We start from the raw sequence: 16,385 nt of genomic DNA, 5'->3' as shown, positions 1-16,385 counted from the left end.
CGTTCGTCCTGAGCCAGGATCAAACTCTCCAAAAAAGAGTATGAGTTTAGCTCATAATTTAAAACGTTGGCTAGTGATCTTCATAAATGAAGTCACTATAAATATTGTTTGTTGACGCTTGTTTGTTTAGTTTTCAAAGAGCAAATTCATTAGCGCGCCGCTCAGAAGCGACTTTATAAATATAACATACTGTCGCTACTTGGTCAATAACTTTTTTAAAATAGTAATGTTGATGTCTTAATTAGCGACGAGGAATATAATATCATGATATCTACAATAGAGTCAATAAACTTTTTAAAAGAAGGCTCTTTGAAGGAGCAATGTTGATTTTTCACGGGAGTCGGGAGACGTATGGCTGGAACATACCGAAAAAAAGCCGCCTGGTCACCTGGCGGCTTTACATCGTTATTACTATAAAACTTGGTCCTTATTTTATAAGACCCATACCTGGATAGCTACAAGAGCACAAAGACCAGGGATACCTAAGAATCCAGATACAGCAGAAGTAATTAGGTTTATAGGTATATGAAGACCATAGCTGTTTCCTATTACATTCAGAAAAAACAAGAATAAAGCCCCGATTAACAGTTTGATGAATCCTTGACCTATATAACGAAGAGGCTTAATCGGCGCTCCTATAAGAAGGAGCATTAAAATCAAGCCTCCTAATCCTGCAATAACCACAACGGGATCCATTTTCTTTCCTCCTCGTTCAAGTCTTGTACTAAAAATTATATGTACAAGTCCCCTGAAAAAGACCTAATAGAAAACGGTTAAGTTTTCACCATTTTTTTACGGTTATATTTCTCGCCTTTGCTTCCTTGAACAAAAAGAAATATTTAGCTTCTGCAAGTTTTGCCTGGCATATGATTTCTTCAGCAGGATCAACGCTGTTTTCGGCCAGATATCTTTGATTATCCCAGCTATTTTTTAGCCGGCTTAATTGGTCGATCAGTTTTTGATCATACTCTTTCTTTAGCCTGTCTTTTTTTCGAAATAACATGCCATTTCCTCCCGCTGTATTAGACTTCCCTGCGGCCCTCGATTGCCTTTGACAAAGTTACTTCATCAGCATATTCAAGATCTCCGCCTACAGGCAGTCCATGTGCAATTCGGGTAACTCGAATCCCTGAAGGTTTTAACAGCCTGGAAATGTACATTGCTGTAGCCTCTCCTTCAATATTTGGGTTAGTAGCCATGATTACTTCCTGAACAGTTTCATCCTGAAGCCGCTTAAGCAGATCAGGGATGTTAATATCCTCAGGGCCAATTCCATCCATCGGCGATATCGCTCCATGTAACACATGATAAAGGCCGTTGAATTCTTTCATTTTTTCCATTGCAATGACATCTTTTGGGTCCTGCAGCACACATATTATCGTCCGGTCTCTGCGTTGGTCTTCACATATATAACACGGATCCTGGTCAGTGATGTGACCGCAAACAGAACAAAATGATAAGTTTCTTTTCGCGTTCACTAACGCCTTAGCAAAATCCAAGACCGTATCTTCTTTCATACTTAAGACAAAAAAAGCCAGACGAGCAGCCGTTTTAGGGCCGATACCCGGCAACTTCATAAAGCTGTCAATCAGCTTTGATATTGGTTCAGGATAGTGCATTCTGTTATCCTCCTAGAACATTCCCGGCAGGTTCATTCCCTTGGTAAACTGTCCCATTGTTTGGTTTGTTAGCTCTTCCGCTTTTTTCAACGCGTCGTTCGTTGCTGCAAGAACTAGGTCTTGGAGCATTTCGACATCTTCAGGATCAACAACTTCTTCTTTAATGTTTACTTCAACGATTTCTTTATGGCCTGTGACCGTTACAGTCACCATTCCGCCACCTGCGGAACCTTCGATGCGCTTTTCACCTAGTTCTTCCTGAGCTTGAGCCATTTGTTTTTGCATCTTTTGCATTTGTTTCATCATACCTTGCATATTACCCATTCCTTTATTCATTTTAACATCCTCCAATTTATATTTAGTCTTGTATTTCTATTAATTCATCCCCAAAAAGCTTTTTAGCTTCAGAAATGATTGGTTCTTCTTCTACATTGTCACCTTCTTCAGGAGACTCATGGCGCTGATTATTAATAAATCCCTCACGCAATGGCAGCCATTGTTCCTCTGGTACGCCAATTACTTGCAGCCTGTTTCCTGTAATTTCAACTAACACACTTGCCATAGTTTCGATGAACTTCGTGTTTTCCATCGCCATCTGGCAATGGATTTCATATTTGAATTTAATTACGACAGCTTGCTTTGAAGCAGCTGCTGGTTCAGCCTCGTTAAGCAAGGCGGCCTGTGAACGCATCTGGCGGCTAACGAGCATTTCTAGCATATCACCCCAGCGCCCTTTAATCACCTTTAAATCACTTTTAGTAGCTTGTCGTAAAACTTCGTTAATCTGGCCAGCTGGTGCCTGATAGCCTTTTCGGTTTGTACGCTGCGGCTTTTTCTGTACGGCTGGCTCTGATTCCTGCTGGACAAACCCTTTTTCACTTAAGGTTGATAATTTTTCCTCTAATTGTTCAATTCTTTTTAAAAGGATTTCAACCTGATCCGAAGAACTGTTGACCGGGGAATCAAGTTGGCAAAGCTTGATGACTGCAACCTCAAGGAAAATACGAGGGTGATTGGTCCACCGCATTTCCTGCTGGGTTTTATTAAGTACTTCAATTAATTCGTAAATTTGCTCAGGCGCTAGCTTTTCCGAGAGTTGTTGAAATTCGCCATCAAGAAAAACTCGTTCAAGAGACTCTTCCAAAGCAGGTGCTGATTTATACAGGAGCATATCCCGGTAATAATAAATAAAATCCTCTATAAACCGTGTCGGATCTTTTCCTTGAAATAATAGTTCCTCTAATGCCTCTAAACCATGAGTTACGTCCTTTTCAATAACAGCTCTTGCCAGCTGGTTGAGGAAGTTTTGCGAAACAGACCCGGTAACTGCTAAGGCATCCTCTAAAGTAACCTCATCCTGACTGAATGAAATTGCCTGATCCAATAGACTCAAGGCATCCCTCATTCCACCTTCTGCCGCGCGGGCAATAACCTGCAAGGCTTGATCATCGCAATTGACACCTGTCTCCTCAATGATTTGCTTCATTCTACCTACAATCGACTGGGCAGTAATTCGCTTAAAATCAAATCGCTGACACCTGGAAATGATAGTAAGCGGAATTTTATGCGGCTCCGTTGTGGCAAGGATAAAGATTACATGTTTAGGCGGCTCTTCAAGCGTTTTTAATAGTGCATTGAAAGCGCCGATTGAGAGCATATGTACCTCATCGACTATATACACCTTATATTTTACAACGTTTGGTGCGTATTTTACTTTATCGCGTATGTCCCTTATTTCTTCAACACCATTATTTGATGCCGCGTCGATTTCAATAACATCAGGTATCGAGCCATCTGTAATCCCTTTACATGAAGAACATTCATTGCAGGGCTCTTTCACCGGTGCCCTTTCACAGTTGGCGGCTTTGGCCAAAATTTTGGCAGCACTGGTCTTTCCCGTTCCTCTTGGGCCTGAAAAAAGATAGGCGTGAGAAACTTTTTGATGTAGCAGGGCATTTTGCAGTGTCGTCGTCACATGTTCCTGTCCTACAACATCAATGAATTGCTGTGGACGCCAAACACGATATAACGCTTGATAGGCCAATGACACCGCTCCCTTCCATGTATTTTCTTCCCTATTATAGCGCAAATATTTCACAAAATGAATTCCTGCGGGATGAATATAAACAAAAAACTCATCTCAGGATAGAGATGAGTTGGAATTATATTATTTAATTGCCGTGCACCTTCCATCGACTGACTACCATAAGCGTTACTTAAGCAGTAAGCTCAGTCCAGGCAACCCTGCGGCACATGAGATGGTCCACTTAATGCTGCTTCCTTCCGGACCTGACATGGTTCGTAGATTCTCATTGCGCAGGACCCGGACGTCAACACCACTTACTTAAGGCAGGCCCTACAGTAGATCAGCCTCAGGAAGGGATTCGGCCTCGCTAGAGCGGATTGCGAGTACAGGGCACCGCTACCTCCCCGCTTAGCACGGCAAATTTAATAACATAATTTGAATGTACCTTATCGACACAAGTATTAGTATACTAATTTCCTGGGGAAAAATCAATAAGCGACAGTTGTTAATTCCTGCATATTAGTTTTCCTTTTCTTGCCGGCTAGCTTTTCTGGCTTGTTTTTTCCGCTCACGAAGCCCTTTGAAGAAGGTAGTGAGCAATTCTCCGCACTGCTGTTCTAGAATGCCTGGAACGACTTCACTCTGATGATTAAATCTTTCTTCCTGTAAAAGATTCATTAATGTTCCGGCACAGCCTCCCTTTGGGTCACTCGCTCCGTAGACTACCCTGGCAATCCGGGAAAGCATAATCGCACCTGCACACATCGGGCATGGCTCCAAGGTGACATATAGAGTGGCATTTTCAAGTCTCCAAGATCCAAGAACTTCACATGCCTGGTTTATTGCCAGCATCTCTGCATGGGCTGTCGAATTTTGATCTGTTTCCCGAAGATTGTATGCCCGGGCAATAATTTCTCCATTTAAAACAATTACAGCACCAATCGGTACTTCATCAATTAGTTCAGCCTTTTTTGCCTCATCGATCGCAGCCTGCATGAACGTTACATCTAATTCGTTTGTTTTCATAAACTCGCCTTCTTGTATGAATTTCTGAATAGGTTTAAAGATGTGCCCCTTGTCTAAAAATATGAGAGAAGGAGCGATGAAATTTGAGTGAAAAAGCCAGAAAGCCTGCTTTGCTAATCATTGATATGATTAACAGCTTTGACTTTGACCATGGGCCAACACTAGCCGAAAAGACTTTTGTCATTACAGACCCTATATTAAAGCTAAAGCAAACTTTTAATAAAAGGGAACTCCCAGTCATCTTTATCAATGATCATTATAATCTATGGAAAGCTGATTTTGAAAAAATTATTGAACATTGCAGAAATGAACTTAGCAGTCCTATTTTTAAAAAGCTTATCCCTCACGATGACGATTACTTTTTAATAAAGCCGAAGCATTCAGCTTTTTATGGCACTGCTTTAAATACGTTATTAAGACAGCTTAGGGTTGATACACTCATTTTAACCGGAATTGCAGGAAATATATGCGTATTGTTTACCGCGAATGATGCCTACATGCGAGAGTACCACTTAGTGATTCCAGAGGATTGTATTGCCTCAAATAATGATCAGGATAATGACTATACTCTCAAAATGATGCGAAACGTACTGGGGGCTAATACTAATAAGTCCACTGAACAAAATTTTTGAAAATAATCATTTCCTTCTTTCCTTTTCATAGAATGGTTGTAGCGTTTATTGCCCAGGGAGGGAAAGGATATGCAAATTCATGTAATCCAGAGAGGCCAAACATTGTTTGGGATTGCTCAAGCTTACGGATCAACTGTTGAAGATATTGTGGAGGCCAATGACCTGCCAAACCTTGATAATCTCGTGGTAGGTCAGGCTCTTGTCATACCGATCGTAGGCAGTTTTTATTGGGTGCAGACCGGGGACACTTTATGGGCGATTGCCCGCAGGTTTGGGCTGGATGTCGAACAGCTTGCCTCAATTAACCAAATTCAGGCCAACCGTCCTCTTCAGGTCGGGTTTCGCCTATATATTCCACAGCGGCCTACAGAAAATGCGGAGTTTAATGCCTATGTTGAGCCGAGGGGAACTACCGTTGCTCCAAATCTTGAAGAAGCTGCAAGAGATGCAGCACCCTACTTAACTTATCTTGCCCCTTTTAGCTTTCAGGCACTTAGAGACGGTTCATTAAAAGAGCCTTTATTAAATAACTTTCCTGCCATTGCTGAAGCAAACAACAATGTCTTAATGATGGTAATTACTAATCAGGAAGAAGATCAATTTAATGCAGAATTAGGCAGGATTTTACTAAATGATATGGCCATCCAGGAAACTTTTTTAAATAATATTGTCACGGCTGCAAGAAAATATGGGTTTCGAGATATTCACTTTGACTTTGAGTTTCTGCGCCCTGAGGATCGTGAGGCTTATAATCAATTTTTACGAAAAGCACGTGATCGATTTCGTGCTGAAGGCTGGTTAATCTCTACAGCACTTGCCCCAAAGACTAGTGCTGAACAAACAGGACCCTGGTATACAGCCCATGATTATAAAGCACATGGGGAAATTGTAGACTTTGTTGTCATAATGACCTATGAATGGGGATACAGCGGCGGTCCTGCCATGGCTGTCTCACCAATCGGCCCTGTTCGTGAAGTGCTTGAGTATGCGATAAGTGAAATGCCAGCAGCCAAGGTTATGATGGGACAGAATTTATATGGCTACGACTGGACCCTTCCGTTTGTGCAGGGAACCGTGGCAAAAGCAGTCAGCCCCCAGCAGGCCATTCAGCTTGCAGCAGCCAACAATGTACCAATTGAATATGATACACGGGCTCAGGCTCCATTTTTTACTTACACTGATGCAGAAGGCAAACAGCATGAAGTTTGGTTTGAAGATGCCCGTTCGATTCAAGCAAAATTTGATTTGATAAAAGAATTGAATCTAAGAGGCATGAGCTATTGGAAATTAGGGCTCAGCTTTCCACAAAACTGGCTATTAATTACAGAGAATTTTGAAGTAGTAAAGCGGCCGGAACAGCAAGCATAATCATTTATACAGAAACAGCTGCGCTAAAAATTCGCAGCTGTTTTCTTTTTACCATTACCAGTTAATATTCAATACCTATGTCGAAATTTGTGTGATAAAATGGTTTTTGTGCTATTTATAATTAACTAGATAAAACCAGATATAGGTTGGTAGAGAAGGAGGACACACTGTGGGGGGGACACCTTTTATAACTGTTGAAGGGCCGATTGGTGTTGGTAAAACATCACTGGCAAAAGCAATTGCCGACCACTTTAATTTTACTTTATTAAAAGAGATAGTGGATGAGAATCCTTTTTTAGGTAAGTTTTATGAGGATATTGAGGAGTGGAGTTTTCAGACAGAGATGTTCTTCCTCTGTAATCGTTATAAACAGCTTGGAGATATTAATAAACACTACATCAGTAAAAGCCAGCCAGTAGTTGCTGATTATCATATTTTAAAAAACCTGGTATTCGCCCAGCGCTCTTTAAACCCACAAGAATATCAAAAGTATTACGATATTTATCAAATTTTAACGACTGATATGCCAAAGCCTAATGTCGTTATTTATTTAAATGCCAGTCTAGATACACTTCTAAAGAGAATTAAACTAAGAGGCCGTGAGATTGAAAAAAACATCAGTCCTCTTTATTTAGAGCAATTATCCTTAGATTATGACGAAACAATGAAAAGTTTTGAACAGCAGTTTCCCGAAATACCTGTATTGCGGTTTAGCGGAGATGAGTTCGATTTTGTCAAAAATGATGGCGACTTGAACCACATTATTAACGTACTTTCAGCATCACTGAAAAAAAGGAGCGTACAACCATGAATTTAAGAACTCAATACAATATTCCTGCCAATGCTGTCATTACGATTGCGGGTACGGTAGGTGTCGGAAAATCGACCATGACGAACGCTCTGGCTAATGCATTAAATTTCAGAACTTCATTTGAAAAAGTTGATTCAAATCCTTATTTAGATAAATTTTATGCGGATTTTGAACGCTGGAGCTTCCACTTGCAAATTTATTTTCTGGCTGAGCGCTTTAAGGAACAAAAACGAATTTTTGAGTATGGCGGAGGCTTTATCCAGGACCGGTCCATTTACGAAGATACTGGTATTTTTGCCAAGATGCATTATGAGAAAGGCACAATGTCTCCAGTTGACTATGAAACATATAAAAGTCTGTTTGAAGCGATGGTCATGACTCCTTATTTCCCACATCCAGATTTACTGATTTACTTGGAAGGGACAATTGATGACATCATCGACCGGATTAAATTGAGAGGCCGCCCTATGGAACAGCAAACTCCGATTACGTACTGGGAAGAAATGCACGAGCGTTATGAGAACTGGATTACCGCGTTTAACGCTTGCCCTGTGCTCCGGTTAAACATAAATGATTATGATTTAGTCGAAAATGAAGGGACAATTGAACCCATCATCGAAAAAATATCTCACACTCTTCATCAAACTCAATTATTGAAAAAATAAAAGCTGCCTCGGCAGCTTTTATTATGGACTCATCTTTCGGCCTAGTATTACATTTAAAAAACCAAAAAACCCGTTACTAAGTAACGGGTTTTTTTATACAATCTCCAAATTGCATTATGCGCGAATGTTAAATGAAGGTTTAAAATGGAGGAGGAAGGGGGATTCGAACCCCCGCGCGGTGTTACCCGCCTGTCGGTTTTCAAGACCGATCCCTTCAGCCGGACTTGGGTATTCCTCCGTATCGACAAAAAATAATTTATCATATTAAATAATTAATGTCAACACAATTACTTAAAAAAATAAGAGCGGAAAAATCCGCTCCTGTTATTTTACGATGACTTCACGATTTCTCATATAAGGACGAAGCACCTCAGGTATGACGATACTTCCATCTGGCTGCTGATAATTTTCCAAAATAGCCGCCACAGTTCTTCCAATAGCTAGCCCAGATCCATTTAGAGTGTGAACATGCTCTGGCTTTGCTTTCGGGTCGCGCCGGAACCGAATATTTGCTCGGCGGGCCTGGAAACCTTCAAAATTACTGCAAGAAGATATTTCTCTATATGTTCCATTACTTGGAATCCATACTTCAATATCGTATTTCTTAGCTGCTGTAAATCCTAAATCGGCTGTACACATACTTAAAACTCTGTACGGAAGGCCTAGCAGCTGCAAGACTTTTTCTGCATGTCCTGTCAGTTGTTCTAACGCTTCGTAAGATTCCTCTGGTTTAACAAACTTCACTAATTCAACCTTGTTGAACTGATGCTGACGGATTAACCCCCGAGTATCCCGGCCGGCAGATCCTGCTTCAGAACGGAAACAAGCACTAAATGCTGCATAATTGATAGGCAGTTCGGCAGCTGACAATATCTCATCGCGATGCATGTTGGTGACAGGCACCTCAGCTGTCGGAATTAAGAAATAATCTTCGTTTTCAATTAAGAAAGCATCCTCTTCAAATTTTGGAAGCTGGCCAGTCCCTGTCATGCTCGCACGGTTAACCATATATGGCGGCAGAACCTCGTGATAGCCATGTTCATCGACGTGAAGATCAAGCATAAAATTAATTAGTGCACGTTCAAGGCGTGCGCCAAGTCCTTTATAAAAAACAAACCTGCTGCCTGTTACTTTACCAGCACGCTCAAAATCAATGATTTCTAGATCGCTGGCTAAATCCCAATGCGGTTTGGCTTCAAAATCAAATTTTGGAATCTCTCCCCAAGTTCGTACCTCTACATTATCATCTTCAGAGTCTCCTACTGGAACACTCTCATGCGGAATGTTTGGGATGCTTAGAAGCAGACCCTCAAGTTCGGATTCGACTTGTCTTAACTCATCATCAAATTCCTTAATTCTATCTCCGACTTCACGCATTTCCTTAATTAAATGGTCAGCATCCTTTTTCTCTCTTTTCAATCCGGCAACCTGCTGAGATACTTCATTCCGTTTGCTTTTAAGCTGTTCTGTCTCAACGATTAACTCTCGGCGTTTTTCATCAAGACTTTCAAACTTTCCGAAGTCACTTAAGTCTTCACCACGGTACTGCAGCTGTTTCTTTACCTCTTCAAAATTAGCTCGTAAATGTTTTAGATCAAGCATTATAATGCCTCCTTTTACTTTTCCGGGAAATAAAAAAAACTCCCGTCCCCTGGAAAGGGACGAGAGTTACCCGCGTTGCCACCCTGATTGAAAGCACACTGATGCCTTCCTCTTGCAAAGATAACGGCCTAAACCGAGAGCATTTACTCGCTTTTTGAAGCTTTCCATGCTCTGCTCAAGGATGGATTCACAGACTGTGCACACCGATTTTCACCTGGCATCGGCTCTCTTGAGAACAGCAGTACATTACTATTTCCCTGTCATCGCTTTATTTTTATAGCGTTTTAATTATAAATAATTTACTACAATTATGTGCTAGTTGCAACTCATATTATACATTATGAACCGCTTTTGATTCCTTAACCATCTCAATAAAGTAAGCAGTGATGCGGTGGTCCTCTGTTAATTCAGGATGAAACGAACATCCCAGGAATTGTCCTTCTCTGGCCGCGACAATACGGTCATTATGAGTAGCCAGGACATCTACATTTTCTCCAGCTTCAACAATATGAGGAGCTCGGATAAATACAGCTTCATAACCTTCTGCCACTCCATCAATATTAAGGCTGGCTTCAAAGCTTTCCCTCTGGCGCCCAAATGAATTTCGTTCGACCTTTATATCCATAACACCAATATGCGGCTGATCGTATCCGACAATTGTTTTTGCAAGAAGAATAAGTCCTGCGCAGGTGCCAAACATTGGTTTCTCATCATTTGCAAACTTTTTAAGCCCGTCCATAAACTGATATTGATCAATCAGGCGCCTCATTGTCGTACTTTCACCACCAGGAATGATAAGGCCATCTACTTCTTCCAGTTGTTCAGCACGTTTGATGATAACAGCCTCAGCCCCATTGGCTTCGATAGAACGTACGTGCTCCCGTACTGCCCCCTGAAGGGCAAGAACTCCGATTTTTACCATGTTATTGCTCTCCCTTACCAGCCGCGGTCCTGCATGCGTGCTTCAGGAGCCAGGCTTGAAATTTCGATTCCCTTCATCGCAATTCCAAGGTCTTTAGAAATATTAGCGATTAGTTCATAATCTTGATAATGTGTTGTTGCTTCTACAATTGCTTTTGCAAATCTTGCTGGATTATCGGATTTGAAGATTCCAGATCCGACAAATACTCCGTCAGCACCTAACTGCATCATAAGAGCAGCATCTGAGGGCGTTGCAATGCCTCCTGCAGCGAAGTTTACGACTGGGAGGCGTCCAAGCTCTCTGATCTCAAGAAGAAGCTCATATGGAGCCCCTAGAAGCTTTGCTTCGTTCATAATCTCAGCCATGTCCATTCCAACAATTTTCCGGACCTGAGCATTTACCTTGCGAATATGGCGAACCGCTTCAACGATATTGCCTGTACCAGGCTCACCCTTTGTACGAAGCATGGAAGCTCCTTCGCCAATCCGTCTTGCAGCTTCACCTAGGTCACGGCAGCCGCAGACAAACGGTACTGTGTATTCATTTTTATTTAAATGGTATTCTTCATCAGCAGGAGTTAATACTTCACTTTCGTCTATGTAGTCAACTCCCATAGCTTCAAGAACCCTCGCCTCAACAATATGGCCGATACGTGCCTTAGCCATGACCGGAATTGATACTGCTTTCATAACTTCCTCAGTAATGCGTGGGTCAGCCATTCTGGCAACTCCGCCTGCAGCCCGGATATCAGAAGGAACACGCTCCAAAGCCATTACTGCTACAGCACCAGCTTCTTCTGCTATTTTAGCTTGTTCAGCATTGACAACATCCATAATGACGCCGCCCTTTTGCATTTCTGCCATACCTCGTTTAACGCGATCTGTACCTGTTTTCATTGTATTTCCCCCTTCAGTAATACCATCTGCATTTGATGGGTAATTTATCATTTCTAATACTTATATAAAAAGGGAAAATATACTAAATGACTCGGAATTACTCAGTTTTCCCTATCAAAACTAAACAATAAAAAAGGTTTCCTGTCAAGACAGGAAACCGAAATATTAGAATAATTCTTTAATTGCAGATGAAGCACTTCCCCAAATATCTCCAAAGAAACCGCCAATACCACGCATCATTAATACAAATCCATTGGCCTTTTCTACACTTTCTGAGGCAATAACATCAACTTGAGCTGCCTTTTCCCCTTGCTCTGTTAAGAAAGAAAGGCTTTCACCTTCTTTTGTTTTCACCGTTAGGTAACCAACCACATCGCCTTCATTTACTGGAGCGGTTAATTCACCATTCTTATCAAGCTTATCTTCATCAATTACCAACTCTGTCGTATAGTTTTCTTTTTCCCCATTTTTTATAACCATTGTCAAAGGGTCTTTAGACTCAATCTTAACTGTGTCTTCTTTACCTTTATTGACAGCAATGGTTTTCTTACCTTCAGCTTGATATCCTGCAGGTAAAATTTCTTCTTCAGAAAAACTGCTGAACGCATAATTAAGTACCTTTTCTGTTTCATTAAAACGTTCATTCGCCGAGTTTGTTTTCATAACAACAGAAATAAATCGTTGTCCATCCCGGATAGCAGTAGCCGTAAAACTATAGCCTGCAAAATCAGTGGAACCTGTCTTTAGTCCATCAACGCCTTCATAATGATGAACTAGCGTCGGCAGCATCCAGTTAAAGTTTGGATATTCTCTTCCATCTCTAAATTTAAGTCTTGGGATTTTAGCTGTCTCCAAAACCTCCGGATAATCGTTTAATAGATGAAAAGCCAATTTGGCAGTAGCACGAGCCGACATAACATTTTCTTCATCGGGTGCACCTGCAGGGTGATTTCCCAAAAGGCTGCTGTTATTTAATCCAGTAGAGTTCACGAACTTATATTCACCAAGATTAAGTTCCTCAGCCTTTTTATTCATTTCTTCAACGAAGTTTTTTTCTGATCCAGCAACAACTTCAGCAAGTGCTACTGCTGCTGCATTGCCAGAGTGAATGGCCATTGCCTCATAAAGTTCTTTAACAGTATAATCCTCGCCCTGAGTCAGACCAACGTTAGACAAACCGGGAGCTGCCGATAATTTATGGACATATTCATTAATTTTAACTGGCTGTTCCCAGGAAATCTTGCCATTATGCACAGCCTCTAGTACTAGATATTCTGTCATCATCTTGGCCATTGAAGCAACTCCAAGAACAACATCTGGATTTTTTTCATATAAAACTCTTCCAGTTTCCGCATCCACTAATACAGAAGCCTCGGCATCTAGGCCTAGTGTATCTTCAGCGGCTTCGGCTTTAAAAGTCATTCCTGAAAAAATTGCGGTAAAACTAATGACGAATATCGAAATCAACATTGTTACGTTTTTAAATCGGTTCAAAGCGTTTTTCCCTCCAAATATTATCTCGTTAGTAATCTATAAAAAATCGATAGATTGGCAGTTCGACTTTTTTGCACCAATTTAGTTTATCATAGTTAAAACCAAAAAAATAGACAGAGAATAGTCACTCTGTCCTTTGTAAATTAAGGAAATATCCGCTTCGAATATAGGTAAAAAGGCTTATGTGGCAGAATAATTTGGAGCTTCTTTCGTTACTTGAACATCGTGAGGATGGCTCTCTCTTAAGCCTGCGCCTGTCATTCGAATAAATTGGGCGTTCTCACGCAATGACTCCAAATCCTTTGTTCCACAGTAACCCATTCCTGATCGGATCCCTCCGATAATTTGATAAATCGTATCAGCAAGAGGTCCTTTATACGGTACACGGCCTTCAATGCCTTCTGGAACGAACTTTTTAGCATCTTCCTGAAAATAGCGGTCTTTAGAGCCTTTTTCCATGGCTCCGACAGACCCCATTCCTCTATACACTTTAAAGCGGCGTCCTTGGAAAATTTCAGTTGCACCAGGGCTCTCGGAAACACCTGCAAGAAGGCTTCCGAGCATAACAGCGTGTCCTCCAGCAGCTAATGCTTTAATAACATCTCCGGAATATTTAATTCCACCATCGGCAATGATTGCTTTCCCATGTTTTCTGGCTTCAGTTGCACAATCATACACAGCTGTGATCTGTGGGACACCTACACCGGCAACTACTCTTGTTGTACAAATAGATCCTGGGCCAATACCTACCTTAACGATATCAGCGCCTGCCTCTATCAGATCTCTCGTACCTTCGGCAGTAGCGACATTTCCGGCGATAATCGTTAAGTCAGGGTAAGCATCTCTAATTTCTTTTACTGCCTCAAGTACCCCATATGAGTGACCATGCGCTGTGTCCAAAACAACAACATCGACGTGTGCTTTTACGAGCATTTCAACACGCTTCATCGTATCACCTGTCACACCGACAGCTGCACCCGCCAATAACCGACCCTGGCCATCCTTGGACGAATTTGGAAACTCTATCACTTTTTCGATATCTTTAATGGTTATAAGGCCTTTTAACGTTCCTTCTTCATTTACTAGTGGGAGTTTTTCAATTTTATATCGCTGAAGAATTTTTTCTGCTTCTTCTAACGTAGTTCCAACAGGAGCTGTTACTAAATCCTCCTTAGTCATAACCTCGTAAATGGAAATTGAATAATCCTGGATAAATCTTAGGTCGCGATTTGTGAGGATTCCAACAAGTTTTTGCTCTTGTTCATTATTGACGATCGGTACACCTGAAATGCGGTACTTACTCATCAAATGTTCTGCATCAAAAACTTGGTGATCTGGTGTTAAGAAAAACGGGTCTGTAATAACACCGCTTTCTGATCTTTTCACCTTATCCACTTGATCAGCTTGCTGTTCAATCGACATGTTCTTATGGATAACTCCAAGGCCGCCCTGCCTGGCAATTGAAATAGCCATTTCAGCCTCTGTTACCGTATCCATACCAGCACTGATAATTGGAATGTTTAGGTTAACCTTCTCTGAAAGGCTCACTTTCAGGCTGACATCACGAGGCAGCACTTCTGATCTCGCCGGGACTAACAGCACATCATCAAAGGTTAATCCTTCTTTTAAAAACTTGCTTTCCCACATAGTAAAAAGACCCCCTTATAAGAAAATATTATTTGTAGGTTATCAATTGGACAAAATACTGTCAAGGAGCAAACTCAATGTTAGATTTTTCTAAAAATAATGGAGGTAATTTTTGTGGCAGATTCTTATACAGGCTGGGAGAGCTTTAATATCTATTTTTCAGCAGAATATACCCAGGCTTTTTTAAAAAAGTGTTATAAACGTCTTAACTTAGAACAGGGTGAGCAAAAAAGTTACGAGAACTGCTACCCGTTTATGTATTACCTGGAGCATGGCAAAGTATACTACCAGCAGGCAGAATCTTCTCCGCTTGTGATTCAGCCAATTCTTCAATATTACGGTCTTGTACATTTAATAAAAGCATGTATTTTAACTGTGCAGCCAAATTATCCTGAATCCACATCCGTTCTGGCTCATGGCATTTCAACAAGAAAGCGAAAGAAACAACAGTATCAATTTTTTGATGATGAGGTTAAATTTCAAAAGAATGGACTTTTTTCGTTAATGGCTGAAAAATTGTTTCACATGAAACAGTTAGAAGGAGAAAAGGCGTCCATGGGTGAGGTTTTGAAATATATTCCGGAGCTTTCCGAACTAACTAAACAGACTCTTGGGAAAAACACCTTTTTAGATGTAAGAAATGAAAATCAAATATATTATCTTTCAAAAAAAGCACTGGACTACTTTCATATGACAGAAGACCGATTCCAAAATTTTTATCAATCTAAATCACCCCTGTCTGTCTCATTCCGCCCTTCTGAAAGTGAAGATATAGCTTTCTCTTTTGAACAGCCAATTGACCGCGAGCCTGTCCCGTTAAAATTAAATCAAAATACCGGCACCTATTCCATGCCGCTTTCAAAAGGGCCCTTACTGGAATACCCTGAACTGCTGCTGCACTATATACTTTTATATAACTTAAGCATGATCGCAAGGTACGAAACAGAGTGGTGGGGGGAACTCATCAAAATGATGACCACTAAAGATCTTCCATACATTCAGTCTTTTTTATCCATTTCATTAAAGAAAGGTCCTATGTTAATCCATCGGTTACTGAGCAGAAAATGAAGCGGAAGCCAAATTGGAATTAGACTTGGGGAAAAGGCAGTGAAGAAGCAGGAGGGAGCTCTGGTGACTCTCTCTAGTTCCTGTATGAAGAAGGATATCCTCTTAATTAAGTTACATCTTTCTTTTTAACGACAAACCGAAACAAAAAAAAGAACAGCTCTATCAGCTGTTCTTCGTGTGCCTGGCAGCGTCCTACTCTCACAGGGGTAAAACCCCAACTACCATCGGCGCAGAAGCTTAACTTCCGTGTTCGGCTTCGGATGGAAATGAACAGCGGATCTCTGCGTCAGCCGCGGTCGATCAGTCCTCGTGTACACCGTACACTCCGGGCCTCTCTCTCTTGCTTCCTTGACCTCCTTGTTCCTTTCCATCCTCGTATATTCTTTTTTCCACCTTATCGTCTAAATTAGTCTTGCCCTCCCGGACAAAGAAACAAAAAAAAGAACAGCTCTATTAGCTGTTCTTCGTGTGCCTGGCAGCGTCCTACTCTCACAGGGGTAAAACCCCAACTACCATCGGCGCTGAGAAGCTTAACTTCCGTGTTCGGTATGGGAACGGGTGTGACCTTCTCGCTATCGCCACCAGACTATTTTGAGGTTTGTTCCCTCA

16 protein-coding genes, 1 tRNA gene, 1 rRNA gene, 1 other RNA gene and 1 other annotated feature are annotated in these 16,385 nt (G+C 41.3%); of the genes, 5 read left to right on the top strand and 14 right to left on the bottom strand.

What is annotated here, in order from left to right; translation table 11 throughout:
• Positions 1-432 precede the first annotated feature (432 nt).
• The 7 genes from HRJ06_RS22495 to tadA all read right to left on the bottom strand — a co-directional run bounded on the left by HRJ06_RS22495 (position 433) and on the right by tadA (position 4,671).
• Complete coding sequence (locus HRJ06_RS22495; protein ID WP_174735174.1) at positions 433-696, bottom strand: pro-sigmaK processing inhibitor BofA family protein; 264 nt, start codon at positions 694-696, stop codon at positions 433-435.
• 85 nt (positions 697-781) lie between these two features.
• Complete coding sequence (locus HRJ06_RS22490) at positions 782-1,003, bottom strand: YaaL family protein (RefSeq protein WP_174735173.1); 222 nt, start codon at positions 1,001-1,003, stop codon at positions 782-784.
• 19 nt (positions 1,004-1,022) lie between these two features.
• Positions 1,023-1,619: a recombination mediator RecR gene (recR, locus tag HRJ06_RS22485; protein WP_174735172.1), complete on the bottom strand. Its 597-nt coding sequence runs from the start codon at positions 1,617-1,619 to the stop codon at positions 1,023-1,025.
• A 12-nt stretch (positions 1,620-1,631) separates the two neighbouring features.
• Complete coding sequence (locus HRJ06_RS22480; RefSeq protein ID WP_174735171.1) at positions 1,632-1,955, bottom strand: YbaB/EbfC family nucleoid-associated protein; 324 nt, start codon at positions 1,953-1,955, stop codon at positions 1,632-1,634.
• 22 nt (positions 1,956-1,977) lie between these two features.
• Entirely contained in the window at positions 1,978-3,663 is a 1,686-nt protein-coding gene (gene dnaX / locus HRJ06_RS22475; protein ID WP_174735177.1) for a DNA polymerase III subunit gamma/tau, read from the bottom strand.
• 134 nt (positions 3,664-3,797) lie between these two features.
• Positions 3,798-4,062: signal recognition particle sRNA large type (gene ffs, locus HRJ06_RS22470), an RNA gene on the bottom strand.
• A 102-nt stretch (positions 4,063-4,164) separates the two neighbouring features.
• On the bottom strand, positions 4,165-4,671 hold the full coding sequence (gene tadA / locus HRJ06_RS22465; protein ID WP_174735170.1) for a tRNA adenosine(34) deaminase TadA: 507 nt from the start codon (positions 4,669-4,671) through the stop codon (positions 4,165-4,167).
• An 83-nt stretch (positions 4,672-4,754) separates the two neighbouring features.
• On the opposite strand from tadA, the gene HRJ06_RS22460 reads away from it, so the two are divergent.
• From HRJ06_RS22460 to HRJ06_RS22445, 4 genes are all read left to right on the top strand, one after another.
• Complete coding sequence (locus HRJ06_RS22460; RefSeq protein ID WP_277874720.1) at positions 4,755-5,303, top strand: cysteine hydrolase family protein; 549 nt, start codon at positions 4,755-4,757, stop codon at positions 5,301-5,303.
• A 69-nt stretch (positions 5,304-5,372) separates the two neighbouring features.
• Complete coding sequence (locus tag HRJ06_RS22455) at positions 5,373-6,671, top strand: glycoside hydrolase family 18 protein (protein ID WP_174735169.1); 1,299 nt, start codon at positions 5,373-5,375, stop codon at positions 6,669-6,671.
• Between the two features lie 169 nt (positions 6,672-6,840).
• On the top strand, positions 6,841-7,482 hold the full coding sequence (locus HRJ06_RS22450) for a deoxynucleoside kinase (RefSeq protein ID WP_174735168.1): 642 nt from the start codon (positions 6,841-6,843) through the stop codon (positions 7,480-7,482).
• Positions 7,479-8,147 carry a deoxynucleoside kinase gene (locus HRJ06_RS22445; protein WP_174735167.1) on the top strand — a complete coding sequence of 223 codons (669 nt, stop codon included), beginning with the start codon at positions 7,479-7,481 and terminating at the stop codon, positions 8,145-8,147. Before HRJ06_RS22450 ends, HRJ06_RS22445 begins: the two co-directional genes overlap by 4 nt.
• A 145-nt stretch (positions 8,148-8,292) precedes the next feature.
• Here HRJ06_RS22445 and HRJ06_RS22440 read toward each other — a convergent pair.
• From HRJ06_RS22440 to guaB, 6 genes are all read right to left on the bottom strand, one after another.
• A tRNA-Ser gene (locus HRJ06_RS22440) sits at positions 8,293-8,385 on the bottom strand.
• Positions 8,386-8,471: 86 nt separating this feature from the next.
• Positions 8,472-9,749, bottom strand: coding sequence for a serine--tRNA ligase (gene serS, locus HRJ06_RS22435; RefSeq protein WP_174735166.1), 1,278 nt, complete (start codon positions 9,747-9,749; stop codon positions 8,472-8,474).
• A gap of 52 nt (positions 9,750-9,801) precedes the next feature.
• Positions 9,802-10,022, bottom strand: a binding site (T-box leader).
• A 58-nt stretch (positions 10,023-10,080) separates the two neighbouring features.
• Positions 10,081-10,671 (bottom strand): pyridoxal 5'-phosphate synthase glutaminase subunit PdxT, encoded by a 591-nt coding sequence (pdxT, locus tag HRJ06_RS22430; protein WP_174735165.1) that lies wholly within the window; start codon positions 10,669-10,671, stop codon positions 10,081-10,083.
• 14 nt (positions 10,672-10,685) lie between these two features.
• Positions 10,686-11,567 carry a pyridoxal 5'-phosphate synthase lyase subunit PdxS gene (gene pdxS, locus HRJ06_RS22425; RefSeq protein WP_174735164.1) on the bottom strand — a complete coding sequence of 294 codons (882 nt, stop codon included), beginning with the start codon at positions 11,565-11,567 and terminating at the stop codon, positions 10,686-10,688.
• Positions 11,568-11,732: 165 nt separating this feature from the next.
• Entirely contained in the window at positions 11,733-13,061 is a 1,329-nt protein-coding gene (locus HRJ06_RS22420; RefSeq protein WP_242035337.1) for a D-alanyl-D-alanine carboxypeptidase family protein, read from the bottom strand.
• Positions 13,062-13,241: 180 nt separating this feature from the next.
• Positions 13,242-14,708 (bottom strand): IMP dehydrogenase, encoded by a 1,467-nt coding sequence (guaB, locus tag HRJ06_RS22415; protein WP_174735163.1) that lies wholly within the window; start codon positions 14,706-14,708, stop codon positions 13,242-13,244.
• 114 nt (positions 14,709-14,822) lie between these two features.
• Here guaB and HRJ06_RS22410 point away from each other — a divergent pair, with 114 nt between their 5' ends.
• A complete protein-coding gene (locus HRJ06_RS22410) occupies positions 14,823-15,776 on the top strand; it encodes a YaaC family protein (protein ID WP_338421142.1) in 954 nt (317 codons plus the stop codon).
• 470 nt (positions 15,777-16,246) lie between these two features.
• Here the strand turns inward: HRJ06_RS22410 and rrf are convergent.
• Positions 16,247-16,362 (bottom strand): 5S ribosomal RNA (gene rrf / locus HRJ06_RS22405).
• Positions 16,363-16,385: the final 23 nt, after the last annotated feature.

This window comes from Mesobacillus harenae (assembly GCF_013343715.1).
Lineage (GTDB): Bacteria > Bacillota > Bacilli > Bacillales > Cytobacillaceae > Mesobacillus_A > Mesobacillus_A harenae.
Note: the sequence above shows the minus strand (reverse complement) of the source record. Positions and strands in the feature narration are given on the sequence as shown.

Coding starts and splice junctions, on each gene's coding strand:
- HRJ06_RS22495 (WP_174735174.1), bottom strand. CDS start 696: ATGGATCCCGTTGTGGTTATTGCAGGATTAGGAGGCTTGATTTTAATG.
- HRJ06_RS22490 (WP_174735173.1), bottom strand. CDS start 1,003: ATGTTATTTCGAAAAAAAGACAGGCTAAAGAAAGAGTATGATCAAAAA.
- recR (WP_174735172.1), bottom strand. CDS start 1,619: ATGCACTATCCTGAACCAATATCAAAGCTGATTGACAGCTTTATGAAG.
- HRJ06_RS22480 (WP_174735171.1), bottom strand. CDS start 1,955: ATGAATAAAGGAATGGGTAATATGCAAGGTATGATGAAACAAATGCAA.
- tadA (WP_174735170.1), bottom strand. CDS start 4,671: ATGAAAACAAACGAATTAGATGTAACGTTCATGCAGGCTGCGATCGAT.
- HRJ06_RS22455 (WP_174735169.1), top strand. CDS start 5,373: ATGCAAATTCATGTAATCCAGAGAGGCCAAACATTGTTTGGGATTGCT.
- HRJ06_RS22445 (WP_174735167.1), top strand. CDS start 7,479: ATGAATTTAAGAACTCAATACAATATTCCTGCCAATGCTGTCATTACG.
- serS (WP_174735166.1), bottom strand. CDS start 9,749: ATGCTTGATCTAAAACATTTACGAGCTAATTTTGAAGAGGTAAAGAAA.
- pdxT (WP_174735165.1), bottom strand. CDS start 10,671: ATGGTAAAAATCGGAGTTCTTGCCCTTCAGGGGGCAGTACGGGAGCAC.
- pdxS (WP_174735164.1), bottom strand. CDS start 11,567: ATGAAAACAGGTACAGATCGCGTTAAACGAGGTATGGCAGAAATGCAA.
- guaB (WP_174735163.1), bottom strand. CDS start 14,708: ATGTGGGAAAGCAAGTTTTTAAAAGAAGGATTAACCTTTGATGATGTG.